The sequence below is a fragment of the Micromonospora sp. IBSANI012 genome (assembly GCF_052814045.1).
Genome location: NZ_CP199933.1, coordinates 3,963,645 through 3,987,003, shown reverse-complemented (window position 1 = coordinate 3,987,003; position 23,359 = coordinate 3,963,645). Strand labels below are relative to the sequence as shown.

Here is a 23,359-nt window from a genome sequence, read left to right as displayed (position 1 = left end):
GCCCTGGTCCCCGCGCGACGGCTGACGTGCGAAGTCCAGAAAGGGCGGGGTGCTGCTTGCCCCCAGTCAGCTCCAGCGGGCGCTGCGTCCGTCGTCGTCATACCAGTCGTTGAGGTAGTCGCGGTTCGCCTTGTCGTCCTGTTGGACGCCATGGAAGCTGTCGCTCATGGTGGCCACCAACCAAATCACGTTGGCCAGCTTGGCATAGTCCTCGTCGGAGATGCTCGGGTCGAGCTGAACGGTGATGGTTCGCCGGGTGCGAGGCACAACTGCTCCTGATTCTGGTCGTTCCCTGATCCTGCTGCCGATAGAAGGCGAGTGCCGGGCCTGTTGCTCAGGCGGTCAGCCGCGCCGCGATGGGGAACGCTCGTGGGATGTCCTGCCAGAGCAGCGGGTTGGTGTTGCGGACGCGTGGGCTCGGATGGGCGACGGCCAGCCACGGGACCAGGTGGGCGTCCTCGCGTAGCAGGTAGAGCGCGAAGGCTTGGCGGGCGATCCCTCCCATCGTCACCACCAGCTTGAGGTCGGGCAGCAGGGCAATGAACCGGGCCAGCCAGGGCAAACCCGGCTCGATGTCCGATCGCGTGGCGTTCTTGTTCTTCTTCTCGTCGCCCATGAACCATGGGACAGCGTTCCAGTGCACGCAGCGCCCCCGCATCAGTCCGGACTCGCGGTAGAACTCCCACACGTGTGCGGCGGCCAGTCGTCGTTGTCGGGTGAGAGCATCGCGCTACCGAGCGCCGCGGCCCGAGCGGGCGTCTCCAGGAGAAAGAGCACCTGGGCTTGAACCCCGCCCAGCGTCGGGTCAACGTACGGCACGCCCTGCTGGCCTCGCTCCTTGCGAATCTCCTCGACGAGATCGGTGATCGGCGCGATGTGCGGCTCGTGAAGACGAGCGAGCTCCGTCTTGACGATCTCGGGGTCCCGGTTGGCCCGAGAAGCGAGGGAGAGGTCCATCAGCGCATCGTGCGTGAGCCGTGCGACGAAACCAAGAGGCTCAACGCAGTCGTCGCGAGATCAGGATGCGGGTCCGCTCGCTGAGCTGCTCCCCGATGAAGTCCTTGAGTTTCTCCGGGTCAGGCACGGTCCGGTGGGCCTCTTCGAGTTCTTCCCAGGTGTCGTAGTTGCACGGGTCGCCTGCCGTCACCACCCCGATGCCGTGCATCCGGGCGGCTGCGGCGACGTCCTCGACATCCGGCTTGAGCGCTGCCGCCTTCTCGGGAGGGATGTAGAACAGCACGTACGCCCGCGTCGCCGCACGACGGTGTGCAGCGCCTCGTAGACGGCTTGGACGTTGACCGCGTCCGGAGATTTGATCTCGAAGGTGTTGACGTCCAGGTGCTTTCCCGGCACGTACTCGAAGGTCCGTACCTCGACGGTGGTGATGTCGGGCCGGGACCAGATGCCCGTCGGGCGGCTGCCACCGAAGGCGGTGATCTCCACGGCGAGCAGGTGCTGCCGATGCTCCTGAGCCCAGTCACGCTCGATCACGGCGCGCATCGGCTCGTACAGGGCCGGCTCGTTGGTGATGGCTGCTTCCATGGTCGCGATGTCCGGCGTGCCGCCCTCGGGGGCGACCACGTGGCCAGCCGCCGTGGTTTCGCGTTGTGAGCGGCGGACCACTCCGCCGCGGCCGCGGCCCCGGGTCACCAGCCCCTTGTCAACGAGCCCGTCACGCGCCAGGAAGTACCGGTTTCTGTTCCACTGCAGGTACTGGCGCAGGGACGGGTTGCTGACTGAGGACCCGTCGGTGGGCAGCGCATTGAACAGCGTGCACTCGTCCTCGGGGAGCGCCGACAGGTCCGCCGCCATCACTCGGCGGTAACTTCGCTGCAACCGTCCTTCTAGTGTCCGTGCTGCCATGGGCTGTCGCTTGTCGGCAAAAGGTGCAAACCTTGCAGGCCGCTGGAGGCCGTCGGCCTCATCTCCACCGCTGCGACGCGCCTCGACCGGCGTGTTGCGCGCCCAGCCCCGCCGCGAACGATGACATTCATGTCGGCGCGCACGGCGCTCGTGATGGCTTGGGCGATCTGGCGATGCGGCGGCCGGAGAGCGCGCTGCCCGACGAGGCGGCGAAGCGGGAGTTCCGCAAGGACATCCCAGTGCCGCCGAAGTACACCTCGGCGGACTTCCTCAAGGGCAGCTTCTGGCGGCACCGGGGCAAGCTGGACGTGCCCAAGGAGCGGTTCGTCTCGTACCCGGGTGCCAGCCGTGACGGTGACCCGTCGCTGCTGGTCGGCTGGGCGGGCTGGGGCCACCGCGAGCAGGCCCAAGCCCTGGCCACCCTGATCCTCGCTCGCGAGCACGAGGACGGCTGGGCCGCCCCGGCTGCTGCCGTTGGTCGCGGGGTTGCGCGAGATCCTGCCCTGGGTACGCCAGTGGCACGGCGAGTTCGACGCGGAATGGGGTGCCTCGCCGGCGGACATCTACGCCGGCTTGCTCGCCGAGACCACCAACCGGCTGCACCTCACCGATGAGGCGCTGACCTCGTGGCGCCCGCCGAAGGCCACCCCCGGCCGCAAGCCCAAGGCATAGGGGGAGTGGTGAGCCGCAGCGGGCCTTCATGGCGTGCCACCTGCGGCGTGCGGTACTCGTCCTTTGTGGCAGATCAACCGCAACATTCGACTGCCGCGCATCCTATGTCCGACCGTGGGGAAGGTCTCGATGCAGGATGGCGCTCTAGGCAACAATATAGTTACGCTCCGAACATGCATCGGTGGGAGTCGCAGTCGGAACGGACCCTTTACACATGACCGCCGCCTCGAAGGACCCCACATTCTTCACATCGCGACCGTGGTTGCAAGCCAAGATTGACGGCTGGCTATCAACCCAGGATGGCGAGAGGGTGCTCGTGATCTCCGGTGGACCGGGCACGGGCAAGAGTCGATTCCTCCATCAGGTGTGCCTGCGGCTGGCGGAGAGCCGCGACGACAGTGGCGCAAGGCTCGGTGGAGCGATCCTGCGGGATCTGCGCGGCAACCGCTGCGGAGAGCTGTCATGGAGTTCGCTCAAGAAGGAACTACTCGAACTAGTTGGTAACCCGCCACCAGCCGTGATCACGCCCTCCGCTGTGGTCAATCAGAAGGTGGGGTTGCTGGCCCCCGGTGCCCAGGCCGTCGGCCAGATGATCACCGCATACCTGCTGAACCAGGATCCGGTGGGAGATCTTCGCGAGACAGTGCTCCCTCAACTTGCGGCCCTCCCGGCGGGGCCACCCCTGGTGGTCGTGGTGGACGGCCTCGACGAGGCGTTCCGCGACCATGCCCTGGACTTCCTCACCGTCGTGTCGCGGCTCGCCGATGCCATTAGTCGTGCGCCACACGGCGATCGGGGCGTGGGCCGGCTACGTCTCGTGGTCGCCAGCCAGCCCGAGGTTCCGATCGACGTCACGCCGATTCGCCGGCCCGTCATCGTCGACCTGGCGCAGCCGGATAAGTCCGATGAGGACGACCTAGCCGGGTATTGTTCCACCCTGCTGGTTGACTTGCCGGAAGAAGACCGGGAACGCCTAGCCAGACAGATCGCGAGAAGCGCGGCCGGCGTCTGGGTGTGGGCCTTTTACGTCGGGCTGGCGATCAAAGAGGATTTCGCCAATGGCAAGCAGTCGCCGCTGACCCTCACGTCCCCGCGGACCCTCGCCGTGGTCTACCGAGAGGCACTGGACCGCGCCCGTGGCCGGTTGGGCGATCGATGGCAGACTGCGGCAAGCCTCATCGCGCTCATCGCCGCTGCACAGGATGTCGGCACCACGCTGCCGAAGGACATCGCAACGGCGGCCCTTGAGACCGACGGGGCAAGTCTGGCGCGACTGCTTGGTGACCTGAAGGCACTCATTGCCTATGGCGTGGACGGCAAATACCAGTTCTGGCACGGCGATTTCGGGCGCTGGATTGCCGACGGCGGTTACGAGCTGGCGAACCTGCGGGACGCGCATGATCGCCTCACCGAGATGGCTCTCAGGCTCGGGCGCGACCGCTGGTCCCTGGCCGGGTCCTACGGGGTCAACTACGTCATGCCGCACGCGCTCGCCACCGCTGAGCTTGACCTCGGCACGGTGCGACTGTCCAGCAGCCTGCAACGGTGCCTTCGGCTGGCGGCGGAGATCGAGCTCCTTAAGACAGCCGGCCTTGACGAGGGGGCTGACGGCGTCCGCCACTGGCTCGACTACATCGAACGATTGAGCCACTTGGCTCCGGCGAACACCCGGATCGCCGGCTCCGTGCCGCTGACCGGCCTGTCGTCCCTGCTGTACAAGGAGCTTCAGCGCCGCGTCGGTAGGCGGCTGGCGGGCATGATGACCGAAGCCCAGCTTGATGAGTTCGAGAGCCTGCAGAGGCAGCGCGACGAGCACGGCGCTCTGGAGTTGATCAAAGCCGTCCAGCCGTCGTCCTGGTTGACGGTGGCGGAAGAGCTACGACTCATCTGGGAGCGCGTGCTGAGCGGCTGGCGACCGGAGAACGACACAACAGCAGGTCTGTTCGACATGGGCTTCGCGTTGGCAGAGCAATGGAGGGCGAGCAGATCGACCGACCTACTCACTCGGGCCATCGACGCCTACCTGCGAGCTCTCGATCTCACCAGCCAGGAAGATCTCCTTTACACCAGCCGTATGATCAGTCTTGCCAACGCCTACGTGGATCGGATCGGTAACGAGGGTGAGCAGCCGGACGACCTGGATCGTCTGATCGCGTTGCAGGCGGACATCACCACTCGTCCGGATCTGCACGACCCGGCCTCGGCGCTGGCGGTGCACGGATTATGGCTGCGGCGACGGTGGCAGCGTGATCCGGCCAGCCACGCGGCCGACCTCGATGGTGCGGTGGCGGCCTACCAGCGAGCGATAGAGCTCACCCCGGACGACCACGAGGAGCTCACCGACCGGATGATCGGCTTGGCGAACGCCTGCGCGGATCGGATCGATACCGAGGGTGAGCAGCCGGACGACCTGGATCGTCTGATCGCGTTGCAGGCGGACATCACCACTCGTCCGGATCTGCACGACCCGGCCTCGGCGCTGGCGGTGCAGGGATTCTTTCGGCGGCGACGGTGGCAGCGTGATCCGGCCAGCCACGCGGCCGACCTCGATGGTGCGGTGGCGGCCTACCAGCGAGCGATAGAGCTCACCCCGGACGACGCCCGCCTCACCGCACGGATGATCGGCTTGGCGAACGCCTGCACGGATCGGATCGATACCGAGGGTGAGCAGCCGGACGACCTGGATCGTCTGATCGCGTTGCAGGCGGACATCACCACTCGTCCGGATCTGCACGACCCGGCCGCGGCGCTGGCGGTGCACGGATTATGGCTGCGGCGACGGTGGCAGCGTGATCCGGCCAGCCACGCGGCCGACCTCGATGGTGCGGTGGCGGCCTACCAGCGAGCGATAGAGCTCACCCCGGACGACCACGAGGAGCTCACCGCACGGATGATCGGCTTGGCGAACGCCTGCGCGGATCGGATCGATACCGAGGGTGAGCAGCCGGACGACCTGGATCGTCTGATCGCGTTGCAGGCGGACATCACCACTCGTCCGGATCTGCACGACCCGGCCGCGGCGCTGGCGGTGCACGGATTATGGCTGCGGCGACGGTGGCAGCGTGATCCGGCCAGCCGCGCGGCCGACCTCGATGGTGCGGTGGCGGCCTACCAGCGAGCGATAGAGCTCACCCCGGACGACCACGAGGAGCTCACCGCACGGACGATCGGCTTGGCGAACGCCTGCGCGGATCGGATCGATACCGAGGGTGAGCAGCCGGACGACCTGGATCGTCTGATCGCGTTGCAGGCGGACATCACCACTCGTCCGGATCTGCACGACCCGGCCTCGGCGCTGGCGGTGCACGGATTATGGCTGCGGCGACGGTGGCAGCGTGATCCGGCCAGCCGCGCGGCCGACCTCGATGGTGCGGTGGCGGCCTACCAGCGAGCGATAGAGCTCACCCCGGACGACGCCCGCCTCACCGCACGGATGATCGGCTTGGCGAACGCCTGCGCGGATCGGATCGATACCGAGGGTGAGCAGCCGGACGACCTGGATCGTCTGATCGCGTTGCAGGCGGACATCACCACTCGTCCGGATCTGCACGACCCGGCCTCGGCGCTGGCGGTGCACGGATTCTTTCGGCGGCGACGGTGGCAGCGTGATCCGGCCAGCCACGCGGCCGACCTCGATGGTGCGGTGGCGGCCTACCAGCGAGCGATAGAGCTCACCCCGGACGGCCACGAGGAGCTCACCGACCGGATGATCGGCTTGGCGAACGCCTACACGGATCGGATCGATACCGAGGGTGAGCAGCCGGACGACCTGGATCGTCTGATCGCGTTGCAGGCGGACATCACCACTCGTCCGGATCTGCACGACCCGGCCTCGGCGCTGGCGGCGCACGGATTCTTTCGGCGGCGACGGTGGCAGCGTGATCCGGCCAGCCACGCGGCCGACCTCGATGGTGCGGTGGCGGCCTACCAGCGAGCGATAGAGCTCACCCCGGACGACCACGAGGAGCTCACCGACCGGATGATCGGCTTGGCGAACGCCTACACGGATCGGATCGATACCGAGGGTGAGCAGCCGGACGACCTGGATCGTCTGATCGCGTTGCAGGCGGACATCACCACTCGTCCGGATCTGCACGACCGCGCCTCCGCCTACGGCGCGCACAGCTACTCATTGAGGCTCCGATGGAATCGCGGCGGTGATGGCACGGCCTTGGACATACATGCGGCCGTAGAAGCCGGGGTTCGAGCCGTGGAAGGCACTCCGAATGACGATCCCCACCGTACCGACCGTCTCTTCAGCCTGGCCAATGCCTTGATCGGCCGCCTCCGCGGACGTCCAGCTGTCGATGAGCAGGTCTACGAGCAGGCGGGTGACCTCGACCACCTCCTCTCGTTGCAGGCGGACATCGTGGCACGGCACGACCTGCAGGATCCTGCATCCGCTGAGGCGATCTACGCTACCTGGCAACTGGAGCGGTGGAGGCGCGAGCCAGACCAGAAAAGCCATCTCCGCAAGGCATTGGTCGCCGCAGGCAAGGCAGTTGACCTCACACCCGACGGAGACGCCGAGTTGGCGAACCGGCTCGTGCAGTTGGCTAACCTGCACTTGCTTGGGCACGTCAACGACCTGCCCGGCGCGACACTTCTCAAGGCGCGACAGATCGCCACGTCGGTAGCCGACGTCCAAGAGGCCGCAGTCGCGCTACTCCCTGCACTGCGGCGGCTTGCTCGACAGGTGGACGGAGTGGACGTGGTCAGGCAGGCGTCGGGCGGGCATGACGCCAGGCGGGCTCACGAGACGTTGTTCCCGTGACCGGGTTTTTCCTGCCGGGTGGGTGTCTGGGCATCAATTCGCAAGCCGACGAGACGACCGCCCTTGTCCACGCGGACGGCGGACTGTTCGACCGTCACGTCGGTCTCTTCCGGAAGGCCGTCGGCGCCGATCGCCTCGCCGGCCACGACGCCTAGGACCTGCTTCGCCCGGGCGGTCTTGCGGTGCGTGCTGCTCGTAGTCATGGCGCGAATCCCTTCGAGAATGGCCCAGATGACGACCAGAGCGATGAATCCGATCAGCAAGGACCGTCGGAAACCCCCGACAAGATAGTTACCTAGCAGTCCGGCGATCGAGCCGATGACGACGGAGCAGACCGCCAACGCGCTGTGTCCTGTAGGGCGAAGCATGGGCTCCTCCTGTTCACGTCTCTCGTGGCGATCCTGACATGGCTCGTCCACTCATCACGTCGCCGGGAGAGGTGGGCGGGAGTCGCGTGCTGGTCGTCTGAAGGAGAGTCGGGCGCTTGGAGTGCCAACGACGGTCGTTGTATGCCGGTGCCCGTCTCGACTACGCCTGGCCACGCGATGGATGTGATCGGTGCCTCGATCGGTACGGTATGCAGCATGTCTTCGCCCACCCCTGCGCCGCTGCTCCGGGACTACATCGACATCCCGGAGCGCACGAGCACGAGCGACTTCGTGCTCAAGCTCGCCGACAGTGTCGCCGACGCCGACGCCACCCTCCGCGACTACGTGGTCACGGACCGGTTGCTGGCGAACTTCGACGAGGCGCTCGGGCTGATCCGCTCCGCGGTCGAAGGGCACTCCTCCAAGGCCGCCTACCTGCACGGCTCCTTCGGCTCCGGTAAGTCGCACTTCATGGCGGTGCTGCACGCGCTGCTGCGCGGCGAGTCTGCCGCCCGCGGCCGCGACGAGCTGGCCCCGCTGGTCGCCAAGCACAGCGTCTGGCTGGACGGGCGCAAGTTCCTGCTCATCCCGTACCACCTGCTCGACGCCCGCTCGCTGGAGCAGCGCGTCCTCGGCGGCTACGTCGACCGGGTCCGCGCCCTGCACCCCGAGGCGCCGATCCCGGCGGTGCACCGCACCGACTCGCTGCTGGACCAGGCCGCATCAACGCGGGAGAAGGTCGGGGACGCGAAGTTCATCGCCGAGTTGCCCGGCGGCGACGTCGAGGACGAGTGGGGCGACAGCGAGACGTTCTGGACCACCGAGCGGCTGGACCAGGCGTTCGCCGGCGCGTACAACGACGAGCTGCGCCGCAAGCTGGTCAACGACCTGCTGACCAGCTGGAACGTGGGATTCTTCAGCAACGCCCGGGAGGACGCCGAGGCGTTCGTCTCGCTCGACCGGGGCCTTACCGAGATCAGCCGGCACGCCAAGGAACTCGGCTACCACGGCCTGATCCTCTTCCTCGACGAGCTGATCCTCTGGCTGGCCAACTCGATCGGCGACCAGCAGTTCGTCTCCCGCGAGATCCAGAAGATCACCAACTTCGTCGAGGGCGGCGACACCCGTCGGCCCATCCCGGTGATCAGCTTCATCGCCCGCCAGCGTGACCTGCGCGAACTCGTCGGCGAGGAGGTCACCGGCGCCAACGAGCTGAGCTACCAGGACACCCTCAACCTGGCCAGCGGCCGGTTCGACGTGATCAAGCTGGAGGACCGCAACCTCCCGGAGATCGCCCGCCGCCGCCTGCTCAAACCCCTCGATACCACGGCCGCCGAGGAGATCCGCAAGGCCTTCGACGCCACCACCAAGGTACGGCGGGAGGTGTTCGACACTTTGCTCGGCACCGACTCCGGCAGCGGCGCCGACATCGACGCCTTCCGGTCGACGTACCCGTTCAGCCCGGCGTTCCTCTCCACCCTCGTGCACGTCTCCAGCGCGCTGCAGCGCTCCCGGACCGCGCTGAAGCTGATGCGGCAGCTGTTGGTGGACCGGCGGGAGACCCTGCGTCTCGGCCAGCTCGTGCCGCTCGGCGACCTCTACGACGTGATCAGCGGCGGTGGCGACCAGCCGTTCACCGAGAAGCTCAAGGCCGAGTTCGAGATGGCCCAGAAGCTCTACGATCTGAAGCTGCGCCCCTACCTCCTGGGGCAGTACGGCCTTACCGAGGATGACCTCGACGCTGCCCGCCGCGGGGACGCGCTGCCCGCCGAGGCGACTGGGCGTATCCGCGCCTTCACGGGCGACGACCGACTGGTCAAGACGCTGCTGCTGGCCGCCCTGGCACCCAGCGTCCCGGCGCTGCGAAATCTCACCGCCCGTCGTCTCTCCGCCCTCAACCACGGCAGCATCACCAGCCCGATCCCCGGCGGGGAGGTCGCGCAGGTCAACCGGAAGCTCGCCGACTGGGCCGGCCAGTTCGCCGAGATCCGCATCGGTGAGGGCGACGACCCGGTGGTGTCGCTGGAGCTGGTCGGCGTGGACGTCGACAGCGTGCTCGCTACCGCCAAGCACTACGACAACGAGGGCGCCCGCAAGCACATCGTCCAGCGGCTGCTCTGGCAGCAGCTCGGCGTGCAGTGGAGCGACTCGTTCTTCGCCGAGGCCGGGCTGAATTGGCGGGGCAGCCGCCGCGTCATCGAGCTGGTCTACGGCAACGTGCGCGACGCGAACGACATCCGCGACGAGGCGTTCCACCCGAACGACCCGGCCGGATGGCGAATGATCATCGACTACCCGTTCGACGACGGCAGTCACGGACCGGCCGACGACCGGCAGCGGGTGCAGGACCTGATCAGCCGGACCACCTCCCGCACCGTGTGTTGGATCCCGGCGGCCCTCACCGTGGAACGCCTCACCGAGCTGGGCAAGCTGGTCATCATCGACAAGCTGCTCGAGGGGCAGCGCTTCGACAGCCACGCCGAGCACCTCAACCCGGACGACCGGCGCCGCGCGCATGGCGCGCTGACCAACCAGCGCAGTGCGCTGCTGGCCAAGATGCAGGCGGTGCTGCGCCAGGCGTACGGGCTGGCCGGCAAGCAGGCCACCGACGTCGTGCTCGGCTTCGACGACCACCTTCAGTCGCTGACCCGGGCGCTGGAGCCGAAGCTGCCCATGGGCGCCACCTTCAACGACGCTCTGCGCAGCATCGGCGACCAGATGCTCAGCCAGCAGTTCCCCGCCCACCCCGACTTCGACCCCGACCGCAAGGGCGACCCGTTACGCCCGCAGGACGTGAAGGTGGTGCTCGACCACGTCCGCCGGGCCGTCGAGTCGCCGGAGGGCCGGGTCGAGGTCGAGCGGACGCACCGGCAGACGCTCCGACGGATCGCCAACCCGCTCGGCCTGGGCACCATGCACGAGGCGGCGTTCGTCATCGAGGGGGAGTGGGCCCAGCACTTCCAGCACCGGGCGGCCAGCGAGGGCATCACCGGCGAACTTCGGGTGGCCGACCTGCTGCGCTGGATCGACGACCCGAAGCCCCGGGGCCTCGACCCGATCGTCGCGCAGCTTGTCGTGGCGACCTTCGCCGAGCAGACCGACCGGGCGTTCTACCTCCACGGCAGCGAGGTGATCCCGGCTCCCGAGCTGGGCAAGATCAGCGCGGATCACACCCTGCGCGAGGAGCGGCTGCCCAGCGAGGAGGACTGGCAGGCGGCGCGGGCCCGGTCCGCCGCGATCTTCGGCTTCCAACCCGTCGACCTTCGTCGCGGCCGGCTGGTCGCCCTCTTCGGTCGCGACCTCACCGCGCAGGCCAACCGCCACCGGGAGGCCGCGCACGGACTGGTCGCACGACTGGACCAGCACGCGACCTGGCTCGGCATCGACAAGGAGTCCACCGGCGGCCGGCTGGCCACCGCCCGCGCCGCCGCCGACCTGCTGGAGTCCCTGGTCAACGGCCGCTCGGCGGTCGAGACCGTGGAACGGCTCGCCCTCGCCGAACTCGCCGGCCCCGCCGACCGGACCGGCAAGAGCATCACCAGCGCCGCCCAGGTCTCCGCCGCCCTCGCCGCCGCGCCGTGGGACACCTTCGAGATCGTCGCCGGATTGCCCGAGCCGTACGCGGCCGAGGCGTCGGCGATCCTCGGCGAGCTGCGCCGCGTGGCCCACGCTGACGAGCTGACCGCCCCGCTCGCTCCGGCACTGCGCCGGGCCCAGACCGACGCCACCGCCCTGATCCGCCGGGCCACCCGGAAGCCCGAAATCGTTTACCGGCCGGGTGGTGACGAGGGGCGGTCCGGCACCGTTGTCGCGCCGAGGCGTGACGAGGACGGGCCTCACGGACCGCAGGGCGGTGGCGTGACGCCGACCGGCCGCCTCGCGGTTCCCGCAGGAGAACTCGACCGGGTCGTTGAGCAACTCCGTGGGTTCGCCAACGACCATGGCGACACCACGATCGAGGTGACCTGGAGAATCGTGCCGTGACTCAGGCACCCGCACCAGCGCAGGCGCTGCGGATCAACCCCGTAGCCCTGGCGCAGAAGGTGGCGCAACAGCTCGGCCGGCACCGCAACGGCGAGGCGTACCCGGTGATGGTCGTGCGCGCCGAGCCGGCCTGGCCGCACGACCCGGCGATCCTGTTGCCCGACGGACGCCAGGTCCGGGTCGTGCCGTGCGTGTCCCCGCTGGCCATCTGGGAGCACCTCGTCGCCGACCGTGGCGACGAGGTGCTGGTGCTGCTCACCGACATCCCGGAATCCGATCTCGGACACGGGGTGCGCAGCCGGATCTTCCGGCAGAAGGTCCACACCATCGAGCCGTGGGACCTGGTCGTGGACGCCTTCGGCGCCCAGCTGCCCGACAGCGCGCTGGAGCGGGAACGTTGGGCCGGCCCGGCTCTGCTCGACGCCATGCCGCCGGCGGGCTGGCCGAAGCTGACCACCGCGGTGCTGACCCGCGACGTGGCGTTGCGGCACCTTGCCGCCGTACGCCTAGGTCTGGACCGCCGCGGCGGGAGCCCGGACGACCTCGACGTGGCGGCCCTGCTGCGCTGGAGCGCCGAGCCGTCGGCCGTCGACGCGTACGCGCTGCTCGGGCAGGAGGAGCGGGACGGCCTGGCCGGGTGGCTGGTCGAGCAGTTCGGCCGGCCCGCCCGGGCGCTCTTCGCCCTCATCGGCGCCGGCCACGGCGCGGACGCCCTGCCACTCGGTCTCGTCTGCGACGCCCTGTGGACCACGGACAGCGCGGAGGCGGTGCGGGCGCAGGGGCGGATCGACCAGTACTTCGGCAACCTCAACGACGATGCCACCGTGCACGGCTTCGCCGACGCGGCGGTGCAGGTGGTGAGCGCGATGCTGACCGCCCGCGAGCGGGAGACGCGGCTGCAGGGAAACGCGGTGCTGGACCGGGCCGAGGAACTACTCATCCAGTTCAACGCGACGGCCAGCGCCGGCCACAGCCCGATCCTCCGCACCGGCTTCACCCGGCGGATCACCGCCGCCGCGCAGGCACTGCGGGCCGCGCTCCGCGACCCGGCCGACCGCGCGCTCGACGACGCGGTCGACGCGCTCGCCGGGCACCGGCTGGCCGACGTCGAAGCTACCCGGGTCAACCGGATCCGGATGGGCCAGCGGCTCGTGCGGTGGCTCGGCACCGAGCAGGAGCCCCCGGCGAGTGTGGCCGACGGGGTGGACCAGCAGATCGGCCAGTGGGGCTGGGTCGACGTGGCCCTCAACCACGTCTGGGCCGGCGACGACGCCAACCCGGAACTCCAGACCGCGTTCCGGGAGATCCACGACCGGGCGCAGCAGCGGCGGCGGGACCTGGACCAGGCGTTCGCCGGGCGCCTCGCGGCGTGGGCCACCGCCGGCCCCGGCAACGACGGCGGCCTGCTCACCGTGGAGAACCTGCTGCCGCGGGTCATCGACCCGCTGGTCAAGGCCGACCGGCCAGTGCTGCTCGTCGTCCTCGACGGGATGAGCGCCGCCGTCGCCGTGCAACTCGCGGACGAGCTCTCCCAGCACTGGGTCGAGTACGACCCGCTCGCCGGTGCCGCCTCGGGCCGCCGACGGGGCATCGTTGCCGCCCTGCCCACCCTGACCGCGGTGTCCCGGACCTCGCTCTTCGCCGGCGCTCTGCGCACCGGCAACCAGGACAACGAGAAGAAGCACTTCGCCGACGGTCGGTGGGGCAAGGGTTCCCGCATCTTCCACAAGGGGCCGGCCAAGGGTGGGGCCGGCTGGGCGTACGCGGGCGGACTGGCCGACGCGGTGGCCGGCACGGCGCCCGTGGTGGCCGTCGTGATCAACACCGTGGACGAGTCGCTGACCCACGGCCGCGAGGGCGACGAACCCGGCTGGCAGCTCGATGACCTCGGCTTCCTGCGCAGCCTGCTCGACCAGGCGCGCTCCTCCGGACGCGCCGTCGTCATCACCAGCGACCACGGGCATGTGCTGGAGCGGGGCGGGCAGCACGTCAAGGCCGCTGACGCCGCCTCCGCCCGGCACCGCACCGGAACCGGTCCGACCGCCCCCGGGGAGGTGGAGCTGACCGGCCCCCGGGTGGTGGCCGAAGGCAAACGGATCATCGCGCTGTGGGACCCGATGCTGCGCTACCGCCCCAGCAAGGCCGGCTACCACGGCGGCGCCTCACTCGCCGAGGTCACCATCCCGCTGCTGGCGTACCTGATGCCGAACGCGACGCAGCCGCCGGCCGGCTGGGCTCCCGTCGAGAGCAGCCGACCGGACTGGTGGCAGGCGTCCGCGACCGCTCCGGTTCCGGCTGCACCCACGGCTCCGGCGCCCGCACCCCGGCCGCGCCGCAAGGCGCCGGCTGTCACCGGGGACGCGCTGTTCGACGTACCGGAGGTGCCCAGCGCCCCCGCCGCGGCACCGCCGGCGGGAGACGGCGATCTGGTGACCGCGGTGCTGGCCACCGAGCTGTTCGAGGCACAGCACGGCCTGACCCCGCGCAAGGTGGACCGCAAGAAGATCGAGGCGGCGTTGCGCGCGCTCGTCGACGCCAAGGGCGTGCTGCCGCTGGCCGTGCTCGGCCAGCGGGCCGGTGAGCTGCCCGGTCGGGTGGGTGGATTCGTCAACACCCTGCAGCGGATCTTCAACGTCGACAACTATCCCGTGCTGTCGCAGATCGACGAGGGACGCACGGTCAAACTGGACATCGCGTTGCTGCGGACGCAGTTCGGCCTGCCGGGGCGTGCTCCGTGACCGCCGTCAGTCCGGCCCGGCGGCGAGAGGTCATCGACGCGTTGCGCCGGGGTGCCGTCCCGTCGGCGGGCCTCGACCTCTTCGCCGTCGGGCTCGACCGGTTCACCGTCGCGGTGGGGGAGGACCTCGACACGGTCACCGGCGGCGGTTCGGTGTTCAAGGCCGTCCGGGGTGAGTACGGCTCTGGCAAGACCTTCTTCACCCGCTGGATCGCCGAGCGGGCGAAGCGGGCCAACTTCGCCACCGCCGAGGTGCAGGTCTCCGAGAACGAGACCCCGCTGCACAAGCTCGAGACGGTGTACCGGCGGCTGACTGAGCGGCTCACCACCTCGACCTTCCCGCCGAGCGCCCTGCGACCCGTGGTGGACGGCTGGTTCTACGCGTTGGAGGAGGACGTCCTCGCGGCGGGGGACGTGGCGGCCGAGGACGCGGATGCCCTCGACCGGGCGGTCGGCGTCCTGCTCGACCAGCGGCTCGCCGCGGTCAGCCGCACCGCCCCAGCCTTCGCCGCCGCGCTCCGCGGGTATCGGACCGCCGCACTCGCCGGTGACCAGGCGACCGCCGACGCGGTGCTGGCCTGGCTGGGCGGACAGCCGCACGTCGCCGCGTCCGCCCGCCGGGTCGCCGGGGTACGGGGCGACCTCGACCACTTCGCGGCGCTCAGCTTTCTGCAGGGTCTGCTCGCGGTGCTGCGCGACAGCGGCCATCCCGGGCTGCTGCTGGTCCTCGACGAGGTGGAGACGCTGCAACGGGTCCGCTCGGACGCGCGGGACAAGGCGCTCAACGCGCTGCGCCAGCTCATCGACGAGGTGCACTCCGGCCGGTTCCCCGGGCTCTACCTCGTCATCACCGGCACGCCGGCGTTCTACGACGGGCCGCAGGGCGTGCAGCGGCTCGCACCGCTGGCGCAGCGACTTGCGGTTGACTTCACCACCGACGCTCGGTTCGACAACCCGCGGGCGGTGCAGATCCGGCTCGCCGGCTTCAGCGTCGACTCCCTGGTGGAACTCGGTGGCCGGGTGCGGGACCTCTACGCCGACGGCTCCGCCGCGCCAGACCGGGTACGCGACCTCGTCGACGACGCCTACCTCGGCCAGTTGGCGCAAGCCGTCGCCGGTGGGCTGGGTGGCAAGGTGGGGGTCGCACCGCGGCTGTTCCTCAAGAAGCTGGTCGGGGAGGTGCTCGACCGGGTCGACCAGTTCGACAGCTTCGACCCTCGACAGCACTACGCGCTCACCCTGTCGACCGCCGAGATGACCGACGTCGAGCGCAACGCGACCAGGGCCGACGAGATTTCGCTCGACCTCTCCGCGGACCGCTGATGGCCGGCGCAGACCTGCTGCACCCGGTCGTGCTCCACCACGTGGTGAACTCGCTGCAGTGGCCCGGACTGAGACCCCTGCAGGAGGCCGCCGTCCAGCCACTGCTCGACGGAGACGATGCACTGCTCCTCGCGCCCACCGCCGGCGGCAAGACCGAGGCGGCGGTGTTCCCGCTGCTGTCGCGGATGGCGCAGGAGAACTGGTCGGGCACGTCGGTGCTCTACATTTGCCCGCTCAAGGCGCTGCTCAACAATCTCCTGCCGAGGCTGGAGGCGTACACCGGCTGGCTCGGTCGGCGGGCGGCGTTGTGGCACGGGGACACCACGATGGGGCGCCGTCGCACGATCCTCCGCGAGCGTCCCGACGTGCTGTTGACGACACCCGAGTCGTTGGAGTCGATGCTGGTCAGCGCCGCGGTCGACGAGCGTGAGTTCTTCCGCCACCTCCGTACGGTCGTCGTGGATGAGGTCCACGCCTTCGCCGGCGATGACCGGGGCTGGCACCTGCTGGCCGTGCTGGAGCGGCTCAGCCGGGTGGCGGGTCGGCCCGTCCAGCGGATCGGGCTCTCCGCGACCGTCGGAAACCCGGACGAGCTGTTGAGCTGGCTGCAGGGCTCCGGCCAAGCTCGTCGGCCAGCCCGCGTGGTGTCGCCCGTCGCCGTGACCACCGCCTCCGCTCCGGCCGGCGACGTGGAATTGGACTACGTCGGTTCCGTGCACAACGCCGCCAAAGTGATCGCAACGCTGCACCGGGGCGAGAAGCGCCTGGTGTTCTGCGACTCGCGGGCGCTGGTCGAGGAACTCGGTCAGAAGCTGCGCGAGATGCAGGTGAAGACGTTTCTCTCCCACGCGTCCCTCTCCGTCGAGGAGAGACGCCGCGCCGAGGAGGCGTTCGCGCAGGAACGCGACTGCGTCATCGTGGCGACGAGCACGTTGGAACTGGGCATCGACGTCGGCGACCTCGATCGCGTCATCCAGATCGGTGCTCCACGCAGCGTCGCCGCGTTCCTGCAGCGCATCGGTCGGACCGGTCGGCGGCCCGGGACCGTCCGTAACTGCCTCTTCCTCGCCTTGGACGGTGACGGGCTGCTGCACGCGGCCGGATTGCTCAACCTGTGGCAGGAAGGCTGGGTCGAGGCCGTAGTGCCGCCGCCGGAGCCGCGGCACATCGTGGCCCAGCAGATGCTCGCCCTGTCGCTGCAGCAGCACCGGGTCGGCGACCAGCTGTGGCCGGAGGAATGGAACGGACTCCCACCGTTCGACAGGAGCGCCGAGGTCATCGTGCGGCATCTGGTCGAGCACGGATTCCTCGACTCGGACTCCGGCATGCTGTTCATCGGCCCGGAAACCGAATCGCGGTTCGGACGGCGTCACTTCATGGAGATGCTCGCGGTCTTCACCGCACCGCCGGAGTTCACCGTGCTGTCGGGGCGCGCCGAGATCGGCCGGACAGATCCGGCCCTGCTGACCGCGAAGGTGCAGGGACCCCGCCTGCTCCTGCTCGGCGGACGCAGTTGGCGGGTCACCCACATCGACTGGAAGCGGCGCCGCTGCTTCGTCGAGCCGGCGGACGGCGGTGGCAAGGCGTTGTGGATGAGCGGAGCCTCGCCGCAGGGCCTGTCGTACCGGATGACCCGGGCTATGCGGGATGTGCTCCTCGGTGCCGATCCGAAGGTCGCCCTCACCGCTCGCGCCACGACGAGATTGGCGGCGCTTCGCGATGACGCAGCCGCCACGGTGCACCCGGGGGGCTCCGTGGTGGTCCGGGACAGAGAGGGCGAGGTCCGCTGGTGGACCTGGGCCGGATTCCGGGCCAACGCGACCCTGATCGCCACCCTGAGCGACCTGGCTGACCCGACGCAGCGATACGACGACGCCAGCATCCGACTCCGCTCCGATCTGGATCGGGAGATGTGGCGGGTGGCGACGGCGGACGCTGGCCAGCGGATCTGCCTGCCTGACGTGACCGAGAAGGCGCTCGCCGGACTCAAGTTCAGCGCCGCCCTACCGCCGCGCCTGGCTGCCGCCACGCTTGCTGTGCGGCTCGCCGACGTCGAGGCAGCCGCCGCGGTCCTCAGGGAACCCGTGCAGTTCGCCTATCTCTGATCTGCCGGTCAAAGCCCGGGGGTGCTGGCGGCTGGCTCGGCGACGAACTGCCGAACTCTCGCTTCACCGAGCACCCGCTAGGCGGCGGCGCCGCAGTACACGCACTCGTTGCGCTCGGACCAGTCCTTGCGGTCCAGCGTTCCCGGATCGATCGCCCGGTGCCCGAAGTGCCGGCGCACCGCCATCCGGAACGTCCACAGCTTCTCGGCGAACCGGTGGTACGCCTCGTGTCCGTCGGCGGTGCGCAGGTCCTCACCGGCGCGGATCAGCCGCTGCATGTCGACCAGCCGGTGGAACGCGTCCTCGCCCGCCACCACCAGCTCCGGCGTGCCGGACATCAGCAGCCGTTCGCGTTCCTGGTAGGCCCCGGACTCGCTCATCGCCCGGGTGGTCGCGGCGCGGTCACCGGCGGCGGTGTTGCGCAGCATGCTGTGCGCGGTGCCCAGGGCGAGCGCGAAGTCGATGCAGGTGCGCCACCGGTCGAGGTCCCGGTCCCGGTCCCGGGTGTCCCGTTCCCGCCGCACGTCGACCAGGAAGCTGCCAGAGAGCGCGATGAGGGCACCCGCTCCCGTGCTCAGCAACGGCATCCAGTCCATGCCGGACATCGTGCCATCCCGGGGGTAGCAGCCAAGATCGAGCCGGGCGGCGATTCTATGGGCGAGCGCACCGCCGCGCTGCCCCGTACCGCCGGCGCGCGCGCCCTCGGCGAGAATCCGGTCTCGGCGGTGGACACGGCTGATCCGACCGTCCATGCTGGCCTGCGCCAGGCATCGACGAGCGTTGCGGGGAGACCCGTACGGGGGCGCCGTCCGTCGCCGGGTGGCCGCCGCGCGCGTCCCCCGGTCGGTGTCCGTCCTCCGCGCCCGACCGCCCGTACGGCGGACCGGGTCGACGCCCCAGGTGTCGCGATCTGAGGAGGACAGGTGCAGGAGAAGAACACGGGCCGTCGCGCCCTGCTGCGGGGCACGGCCGTGGCCGCGACCGCGGCGGTCGCCGCGCCGTTTGTCGGTGCGGCGTCGGCCGCCGAGGCGGCCGCCACCAGCGGCCTGCCGTGGGTCGGCCCGGCCGGCTCCGGTGCCACCTGGGAGGTGAACACCACCACCGGGGCCCAGGGGGCGATCAACACGGCGCTGAACGCGGTCGGCCCGCAGGGGGCGGTCTTCGTGGCGGCCGGCACCTACTACGTCAAGGCGCCGATCGTGCTGCTGGACAAGCAGACCCTGGTCGGCGCCGGTCCGCTGTCGACGCTGCTGAAGGCGGCGAGCGGCTTCACCGGTGGCGCCATGGTCACCACGCAGGCCACGAGCAACAACGCGCGGATGTGTGTCCGCGACATCGGACTGGACGGGGCGGGCCTGGCGGAGAACGGGGTGAACCTCGAGATCGCCACCAAGCCCGCCCCGTACGCCCCGGACCCGGCGCCCTGGCTGTGCCGGGTGTTCGTCGCGAACACCACCTCGGACGGCATCTACCTCGGCGGCAGTTACGTCGGCGGCCAGCGCGAGTTCAAGCTGACCGACTGCCGGGTGGAGAAGGCCGGCGGCTGGGCGTACAACCTCCAGTCGTCGGACGGCTTCGTCAGTGGCTGCTCCGCCCAGGGTGGCGCCTCGGGGGGCTTCCTGGTCGGCGGCGGCAACATCAAGATGTGGGGCTGCAAGGCTTACGGAACGGGTACCGGGCCGACGCCCGGTCCCGCCTTCAAGGTCGCGTCGTCGCGGGCGACCATCGTCGGCTGCGAGGCGCAGGACACCTACGGCTGCGGCTTCGAGGTCTCCGGACGGGGCAGCACGCTCTCCGGCTGCACCGCCGACTCGACCGGCGTCGGTACCGCGGGCTATGACCGCTATTCGGCCGGGTTCTACGTCGACACCTCGGTGGTGAACATCGAGGGGTGCTCGTACCAGAGGTCCGGTGGTGGCGCGTCGTGGCTCGGTGCGAACGGCATGCGCTGGGCGCTCTACCTCGACGGCAACCCGGACTACATGTCGGTGCGACTGGTCAGTGACGGGAACCGGCCAGCCCCGTTCCAGGGCACCGTCTTCGGCACGGCCGGTTCCCACTCGTCGATCAGCGTGCTCGGCTGACCGGACGGTACGACGGTGGAGCGGGCGCAGCGGAGGACGCCCTCGCTCTACCCCGGCGGTCCGCCCACGCAGCCAATCTGGCATGGGCGGACCGCCACCGGCCGGCCCAGGGCACGGGAAATTCATCGACGGTTGTGCGCCAATTCGGGTTCCGGGGCCTTCTCGTCCCGGCCCACCGGGCCAACACTGGATGTCGACGCCGATCGATCCCCCGTTGACTGGAGGGCCCGTTGACCACAATCGCCACCCCGCCCGCCCCGCTCACCCGCCTGCGCCGCCTGGTCGGGACGTTCGCCCTGCTCACCGCCATGGTCGCCGCGGCGCTCGTCGGCCCGTCCGTGGTGACCCCGTCGCTCACCGACTCCGCGTCCGCCGCGGTCTACAGCTCGTGCACGATGACCCGCTGCGCGGACGCCCGCACCGCCCGGTCCGGCTGGGCCGCCAAGGGCTTCCCGACCAGCCGGGGCTGGTACACCTGGAGCGGCGGGCTCTACAACTTCGCCGGCGGCCCGTTCTACAACCGGGAGGGCCAGCTCCCCGCCAACGCCACCTACCACGAGTACGACGTCTACCCCCGGGCGTACGGGGCCTCCCGGGACGCGTACCGGATCGTGGTCAACCGGAGCACCGGGGTGACCTGGTTCTCGCCGGATCACTACGCGAACTTCTACCGACTCTGAGCCGGCAACAGTCGGGCCGGGGACCAGCCGGCCCGACCGGAGCGGGGAGGATGACCAGATGGACGCGCCCGACCTGCCACCGTGGCTGGAGCTGACCACTGACCCCATCGCCGACCCGACCGCCGGCACGGTGGTCGTGCCGGGCGCCGACGCCCGCAGCCGCGCGGACCTGTTCGGGCTGCTGGCACAGGCCCTCGACCTGCCCGAGTGGTTCGGGCGCAACTGGGACGCGCTGGCCGACTGCCTGCTCGACCGGGACGGCGGCCTCGCCCTGCGCGTCGAGGACGCCGAGCAGCTCCTCGCCGACGAGCCGCCCGCGCAGTTCGCCACCCTGCTCCAGCTCTGCGACGACGTGTGGTCGCACGGCCGGTATTCGTTCCGGCTCGTCCTGCGCACCACCGGCGAGCGGCTGCCCGCGCTGCACCGCCGCGTCGCCGCCGCGACGGCCTGATCCGGCGGGGCCGGCGTCGGGGCCCCCGCCGGGCGGGCGGCCCGGCGCCGGTTGCGGTCGGCGGGCACCATGGCGGGGTGGACTTGGAGCTGACCGTCCCGGAGAGAGCGCTGTGGACGGCGTTCCCGCGCCGCGGCCTGGTGGACCTGACCGACGCCGAGGACCGGGTCGTCCGCGCGGCGGTCATCCGGGCCCTGCTGCTCGGGGCGGTGCCGCCCGAGCCGGGTGAGCTGGCCGCCGTGACGCTGGTGGGCGCGGAGATTACCGGCACCCTCGACCTGTCGTACGCGGAGATCCCGTAAGCCGTGCGGATGACCCGCTGCGTGTTCACCGACCGCTTCGAGCTGGTGGGCGCGCGTACCCGGGAGATCGACCTCGCCGGTTCGCGGTTGGCCGGGGTCTGGGCCGACAAGGCGGTCGTGGAGGGCAATCTGCGACTGACCGACGCCCGGTGCGCCGACGGCGTCCGACTCGCGGCGGCCAAAATAGACGGTGCGCTCGTCCTCGACCGGGCGCGGTTGGCCGGCGCGCCGGCGCTCGACGCCCGGCTGCTCTCGGTCGGGCACGACGTCCGGGGCGACGGCCTGCGGTGCACCGGGGAGGTCACGCTGCACCACGCCGACATCCGGGGATCGGTACGGATGCACGGCGCCGCCCTGGCCGATCCGCAGGGGAAGGCCCTCGCCGCCATCGGCCTCGCCGTCGGCGGCACGTTGAGCTGCTGCAACGGCTTCACGGCCGAGGGCCGGATCAACATCTCCTTCGCCCGGGTCGGCAGTCAGGTCTGCTTCGAGCACGCCCGCCTGCGCACGCCGAGGCTGGACTGCCGGCAGCTCCAGACGACCGAACTGGTCCTCGCCACCGACGGGCCGGTCGAGGGGCGGGTGGACCTCCGGCACGCCCGGCTGGGGGTGCTGCGCGACGCCCCCGAGAGCTGGCCGGCGGCGCTGCGGCTCGACGGCCTGGTCTACGAGAGCATCCACTCCCGGGCCGAGGTCCGCCAGCGCCTCGCCTGGCTCGGCCGCGACGAGGACGGCTACTCACCCCAGGCGTACGAGCAGTTGGCGGGGACGTACCGGCGGCGCGGCGAGGAGGACGCCGCGCGCACGGTGCTGTTGCAGGGGCAGCGGCACCGACGATCGGGGCAGTCCCCGGTCAACCGGTTCTGGGGCCTGCTCCAGGACGTCACCGTCGGGTACGGGTACCGGCCCGCCCTGGCCGCGATGTGGCTGGTGGCGCTGGTCGTCGTCGGCACCGCGGTCTTCGCGGCCGTACCGCCGACGCCGCTGGACCCGACGAGTCCGGTGCGGTTCCTGGCACCCGTCTACACGATCGACCTGCTGCTGCCGCTGGTGGACCTGCGCCAGGAGTCGGCCTTCGCGCCGGCGGGGGAGACGGTGTGGGTGGCGTACGGGTTGGTCGCCGCCGGGCTGATCCTGGTCACCACCATCGCCGCCGGCACCACCCGGGCCCTGCGCCGCCCCTAGTTGGGCTGGTCGAGGATCGCGCTGAACCGCTCCTCGGCCAGGTCCAGCTGGGCGAAGATGTGTCGCTTCACCGGCGCCGACAGCGGGGTGTCCGGCCGGCTGATCAGGTCACGGAAGACGGGCACCAGCGGCCGGTACTTCGCCGCCGACCGGGCCACCTTCGGCCCGATGGTGTAGACCACGCCCACCCCGTTGTCGGTGAAGTCGGACACCTTGATCACCCGCGCCCACGGCTCCCGGTCCAGGCTGGCCGCCACGTGCTCCCGGTACTGGGCGTTGCGGTCGCGGTCCGGGTCGTACTCCGGGTTGGTGACCGCGGCGACCAGCCGGGCGACCCGCGGGCCGAAGCGCGCGGCCAGCGTGGCCAGCGCCGCCGCCGTCGGGTCGGCGACGTCGGTGCCGGCCAGCTCGCCGGGATGGTCCTCCACCGCGTCGTGCAGCAGGCCGGCGACGATCACGTCCACGTCGCGTACCTGGTAGTGGTGCATCATCCGGATCGCCACCCGCAGCAGGTGGTTGAGGTACGGCTCGCGCACCCGCCGGTCGTCGCGGTGCAGCTCGGCGGCGAGGTCGAGGGCGGCGCCGAGCCGCTCCCGCGCGGCCGGGTCGAACGCCCGGATCTCCAGCCGGAACCGTTCCAGCAGGCCGGGTTCGCCGTGGATCTCGGTGATCGCGTGCATCGGCATGGTGGCGAGGTACGGCGGGAACTCCATGCACCACTTATAGCCGATCTTCACTACCGGCCCGACCCGGCCGTCGCGTACGCGACCGCTCAGGCGGTGCCGGAGAGCCGCTTGGCCAGCCGGACGACCGTCCCCTGCGGCGTGCCGT

18 protein-coding genes and 1 pseudogene are annotated in these 23,359 nt (G+C 70.4%); 11 read left to right on the top strand and 8 right to left on the bottom strand.

Annotation, left to right across the window (positions count from 1 at the left end):
• Positions 1–66 precede the first annotated feature (66 nt).
• From ACTWM8_RS18420 to ACTWM8_RS18400, 5 genes are all read right to left on the bottom strand, one after another.
• Complete coding sequence (locus ACTWM8_RS18420; protein ID WP_446210110.1) at positions 67–267, bottom strand: hypothetical protein; 201 nt, start codon at positions 265–267, stop codon at positions 67–69.
• Between the two features lie 67 nt (positions 268–334).
• Complete coding sequence (locus ACTWM8_RS18415) at positions 335–658, bottom strand: uracil-DNA glycosylase family protein (protein WP_446214592.1); 324 nt, start codon at positions 656–658, stop codon at positions 335–337.
• The gene (locus ACTWM8_RS18410; RefSeq protein ID WP_446210109.1) at positions 658–957 is read right to left on the bottom strand and encodes a hypothetical protein; all 300 of its coding nucleotides are present in this window, start codon (positions 955–957) and stop codon (positions 658–660) included. Before ACTWM8_RS18410 ends, ACTWM8_RS18415 begins: the two co-directional genes overlap by 1 nt.
• 40 nt (positions 958–997) lie before the next feature.
• Positions 998–1,147 (bottom strand): hypothetical protein, encoded by a 150-nt coding sequence (locus tag ACTWM8_RS18405; RefSeq protein ID WP_446210108.1) that lies wholly within the window; start codon positions 1,145–1,147, stop codon positions 998–1,000.
• Positions 1,144–1,812 (bottom strand): hypothetical protein, encoded by a 669-nt coding sequence (locus ACTWM8_RS18400; protein WP_446210107.1) that lies wholly within the window; start codon positions 1,810–1,812, stop codon positions 1,144–1,146. Before ACTWM8_RS18400 ends, ACTWM8_RS18405 begins: the two co-directional genes overlap by 4 nt.
• Before the next feature lie 224 nt (positions 1,813–2,036).
• Here ACTWM8_RS18400 and ACTWM8_RS18395 point away from each other — a divergent pair.
• Together ACTWM8_RS18395 and ACTWM8_RS18390 are read left to right on the top strand one after the other, a co-directional pair.
• Positions 2,037–2,535: pseudogene (locus ACTWM8_RS18395) on the top strand (DUF7008 domain-containing protein).
• Between the two features lie 214 nt (positions 2,536–2,749).
• Positions 2,750–7,309, top strand: coding sequence for a DUF5663 domain-containing protein (locus ACTWM8_RS18390; protein ID WP_446210106.1), 4,560 nt, complete (start codon positions 2,750–2,752; stop codon positions 7,307–7,309).
• On the opposite strand, the gene ACTWM8_RS18385 is transcribed toward ACTWM8_RS18390, so the two are convergent.
• Positions 7,288–7,650: a hypothetical protein gene (locus ACTWM8_RS18385; RefSeq protein ID WP_446210105.1), complete on the bottom strand. Its 363-nt coding sequence runs from the start codon at positions 7,648–7,650 to the stop codon at positions 7,288–7,290. The two genes, ACTWM8_RS18390 and ACTWM8_RS18385, sit on opposite strands and share 22 nt — an antisense overlap.
• 243 nt (positions 7,651–7,893) lie before the next feature.
• On the opposite strand from ACTWM8_RS18385, the gene pglY reads away from it, so the two are divergent.
• Genes pglY through ACTWM8_RS18365 form a run of 4 tightly spaced genes read left to right on the top strand, consistent with a single transcriptional unit; the run spans position 7,894 to position 17,826 of the window.
• Positions 7,894–11,661, top strand: coding sequence for a BREX-2 system ATPase PglY (pglY, locus tag ACTWM8_RS18380; protein WP_446210104.1), 3,768 nt, complete (start codon positions 7,894–7,896; stop codon positions 11,659–11,661).
• On the top strand, positions 11,658–14,399 hold the full coding sequence (gene pglZ / locus ACTWM8_RS18375) for a BREX-2 system phosphatase PglZ (RefSeq protein ID WP_446210103.1): 2,742 nt from the start codon (positions 11,658–11,660) through the stop codon (positions 14,397–14,399). Before pglY ends, pglZ begins: the two co-directional genes overlap by 4 nt.
• Entirely contained in the window at positions 14,396–15,721 is a 1,326-nt protein-coding gene (gene brxD / locus ACTWM8_RS18370) for a BREX system ATP-binding protein BrxD (protein ID WP_446210102.1), read from the top strand. The genes pglZ and brxD overlap by 4 nt, the downstream gene beginning before the upstream one ends.
• Complete coding sequence (locus ACTWM8_RS18365; protein WP_446210101.1) at positions 15,721–17,826, top strand: DEAD/DEAH box helicase; 2,106 nt, start codon at positions 15,721–15,723, stop codon at positions 17,824–17,826. The genes brxD and ACTWM8_RS18365 overlap by 1 nt, the downstream gene beginning before the upstream one ends.
• A gap of 77 nt (positions 17,827–17,903) precedes the next feature.
• Here the strand turns inward: ACTWM8_RS18365 and ACTWM8_RS18360 are convergent, their stop codons facing one another.
• Positions 17,904–18,422 (bottom strand): hypothetical protein, encoded by a 519-nt coding sequence (locus ACTWM8_RS18360; RefSeq protein ID WP_446210100.1) that lies wholly within the window; start codon positions 18,420–18,422, stop codon positions 17,904–17,906.
• A 327-nt stretch (positions 18,423–18,749) separates the two neighbouring features.
• Here ACTWM8_RS18360 and ACTWM8_RS18355 point away from each other — a divergent pair, with 327 nt between their 5' ends.
• From ACTWM8_RS18355 to ACTWM8_RS18335, 5 genes are all read left to right on the top strand, one after another.
• Positions 18,750–19,910, top strand: a complete 1,161-nt coding sequence (locus ACTWM8_RS18355) for a right-handed parallel beta-helix repeat-containing protein (protein ID WP_446210099.1) — start codon at positions 18,750–18,752, stop codon at positions 19,908–19,910.
• Positions 19,911–20,218: 308 nt separating this feature from the next.
• Entirely contained in the window at positions 20,219–20,590 is a 372-nt protein-coding gene (locus ACTWM8_RS18350; RefSeq protein WP_446214591.1) for a ribonuclease domain-containing protein, read from the top strand.
• Between the two features lie 58 nt (positions 20,591–20,648).
• Entirely contained in the window at positions 20,649–21,041 is a 393-nt protein-coding gene (locus ACTWM8_RS18345) for a barstar family protein (RefSeq protein ID WP_446210098.1), read from the top strand.
• A gap of 77 nt (positions 21,042–21,118) precedes the next feature.
• Entirely contained in the window at positions 21,119–21,343 is a 225-nt protein-coding gene (locus tag ACTWM8_RS18340) for a hypothetical protein (protein WP_446210097.1), read from the top strand.
• A gap of 9 nt (positions 21,344–21,352) precedes the next feature.
• Complete coding sequence (locus ACTWM8_RS18335; RefSeq protein WP_446210096.1) at positions 21,353–22,528, top strand: hypothetical protein; 1,176 nt, start codon at positions 21,353–21,355, stop codon at positions 22,526–22,528.
• Here ACTWM8_RS18335 and ACTWM8_RS18330 read toward each other — a convergent pair.
• Positions 22,525–23,241, bottom strand: coding sequence for an HD domain-containing protein (locus tag ACTWM8_RS18330; protein WP_357610744.1), 717 nt, complete (start codon positions 23,239–23,241; stop codon positions 22,525–22,527). The genes ACTWM8_RS18335 and ACTWM8_RS18330 overlap by 4 nt on opposite strands.
• Positions 23,242–23,359 lie beyond the last annotated feature (118 nt).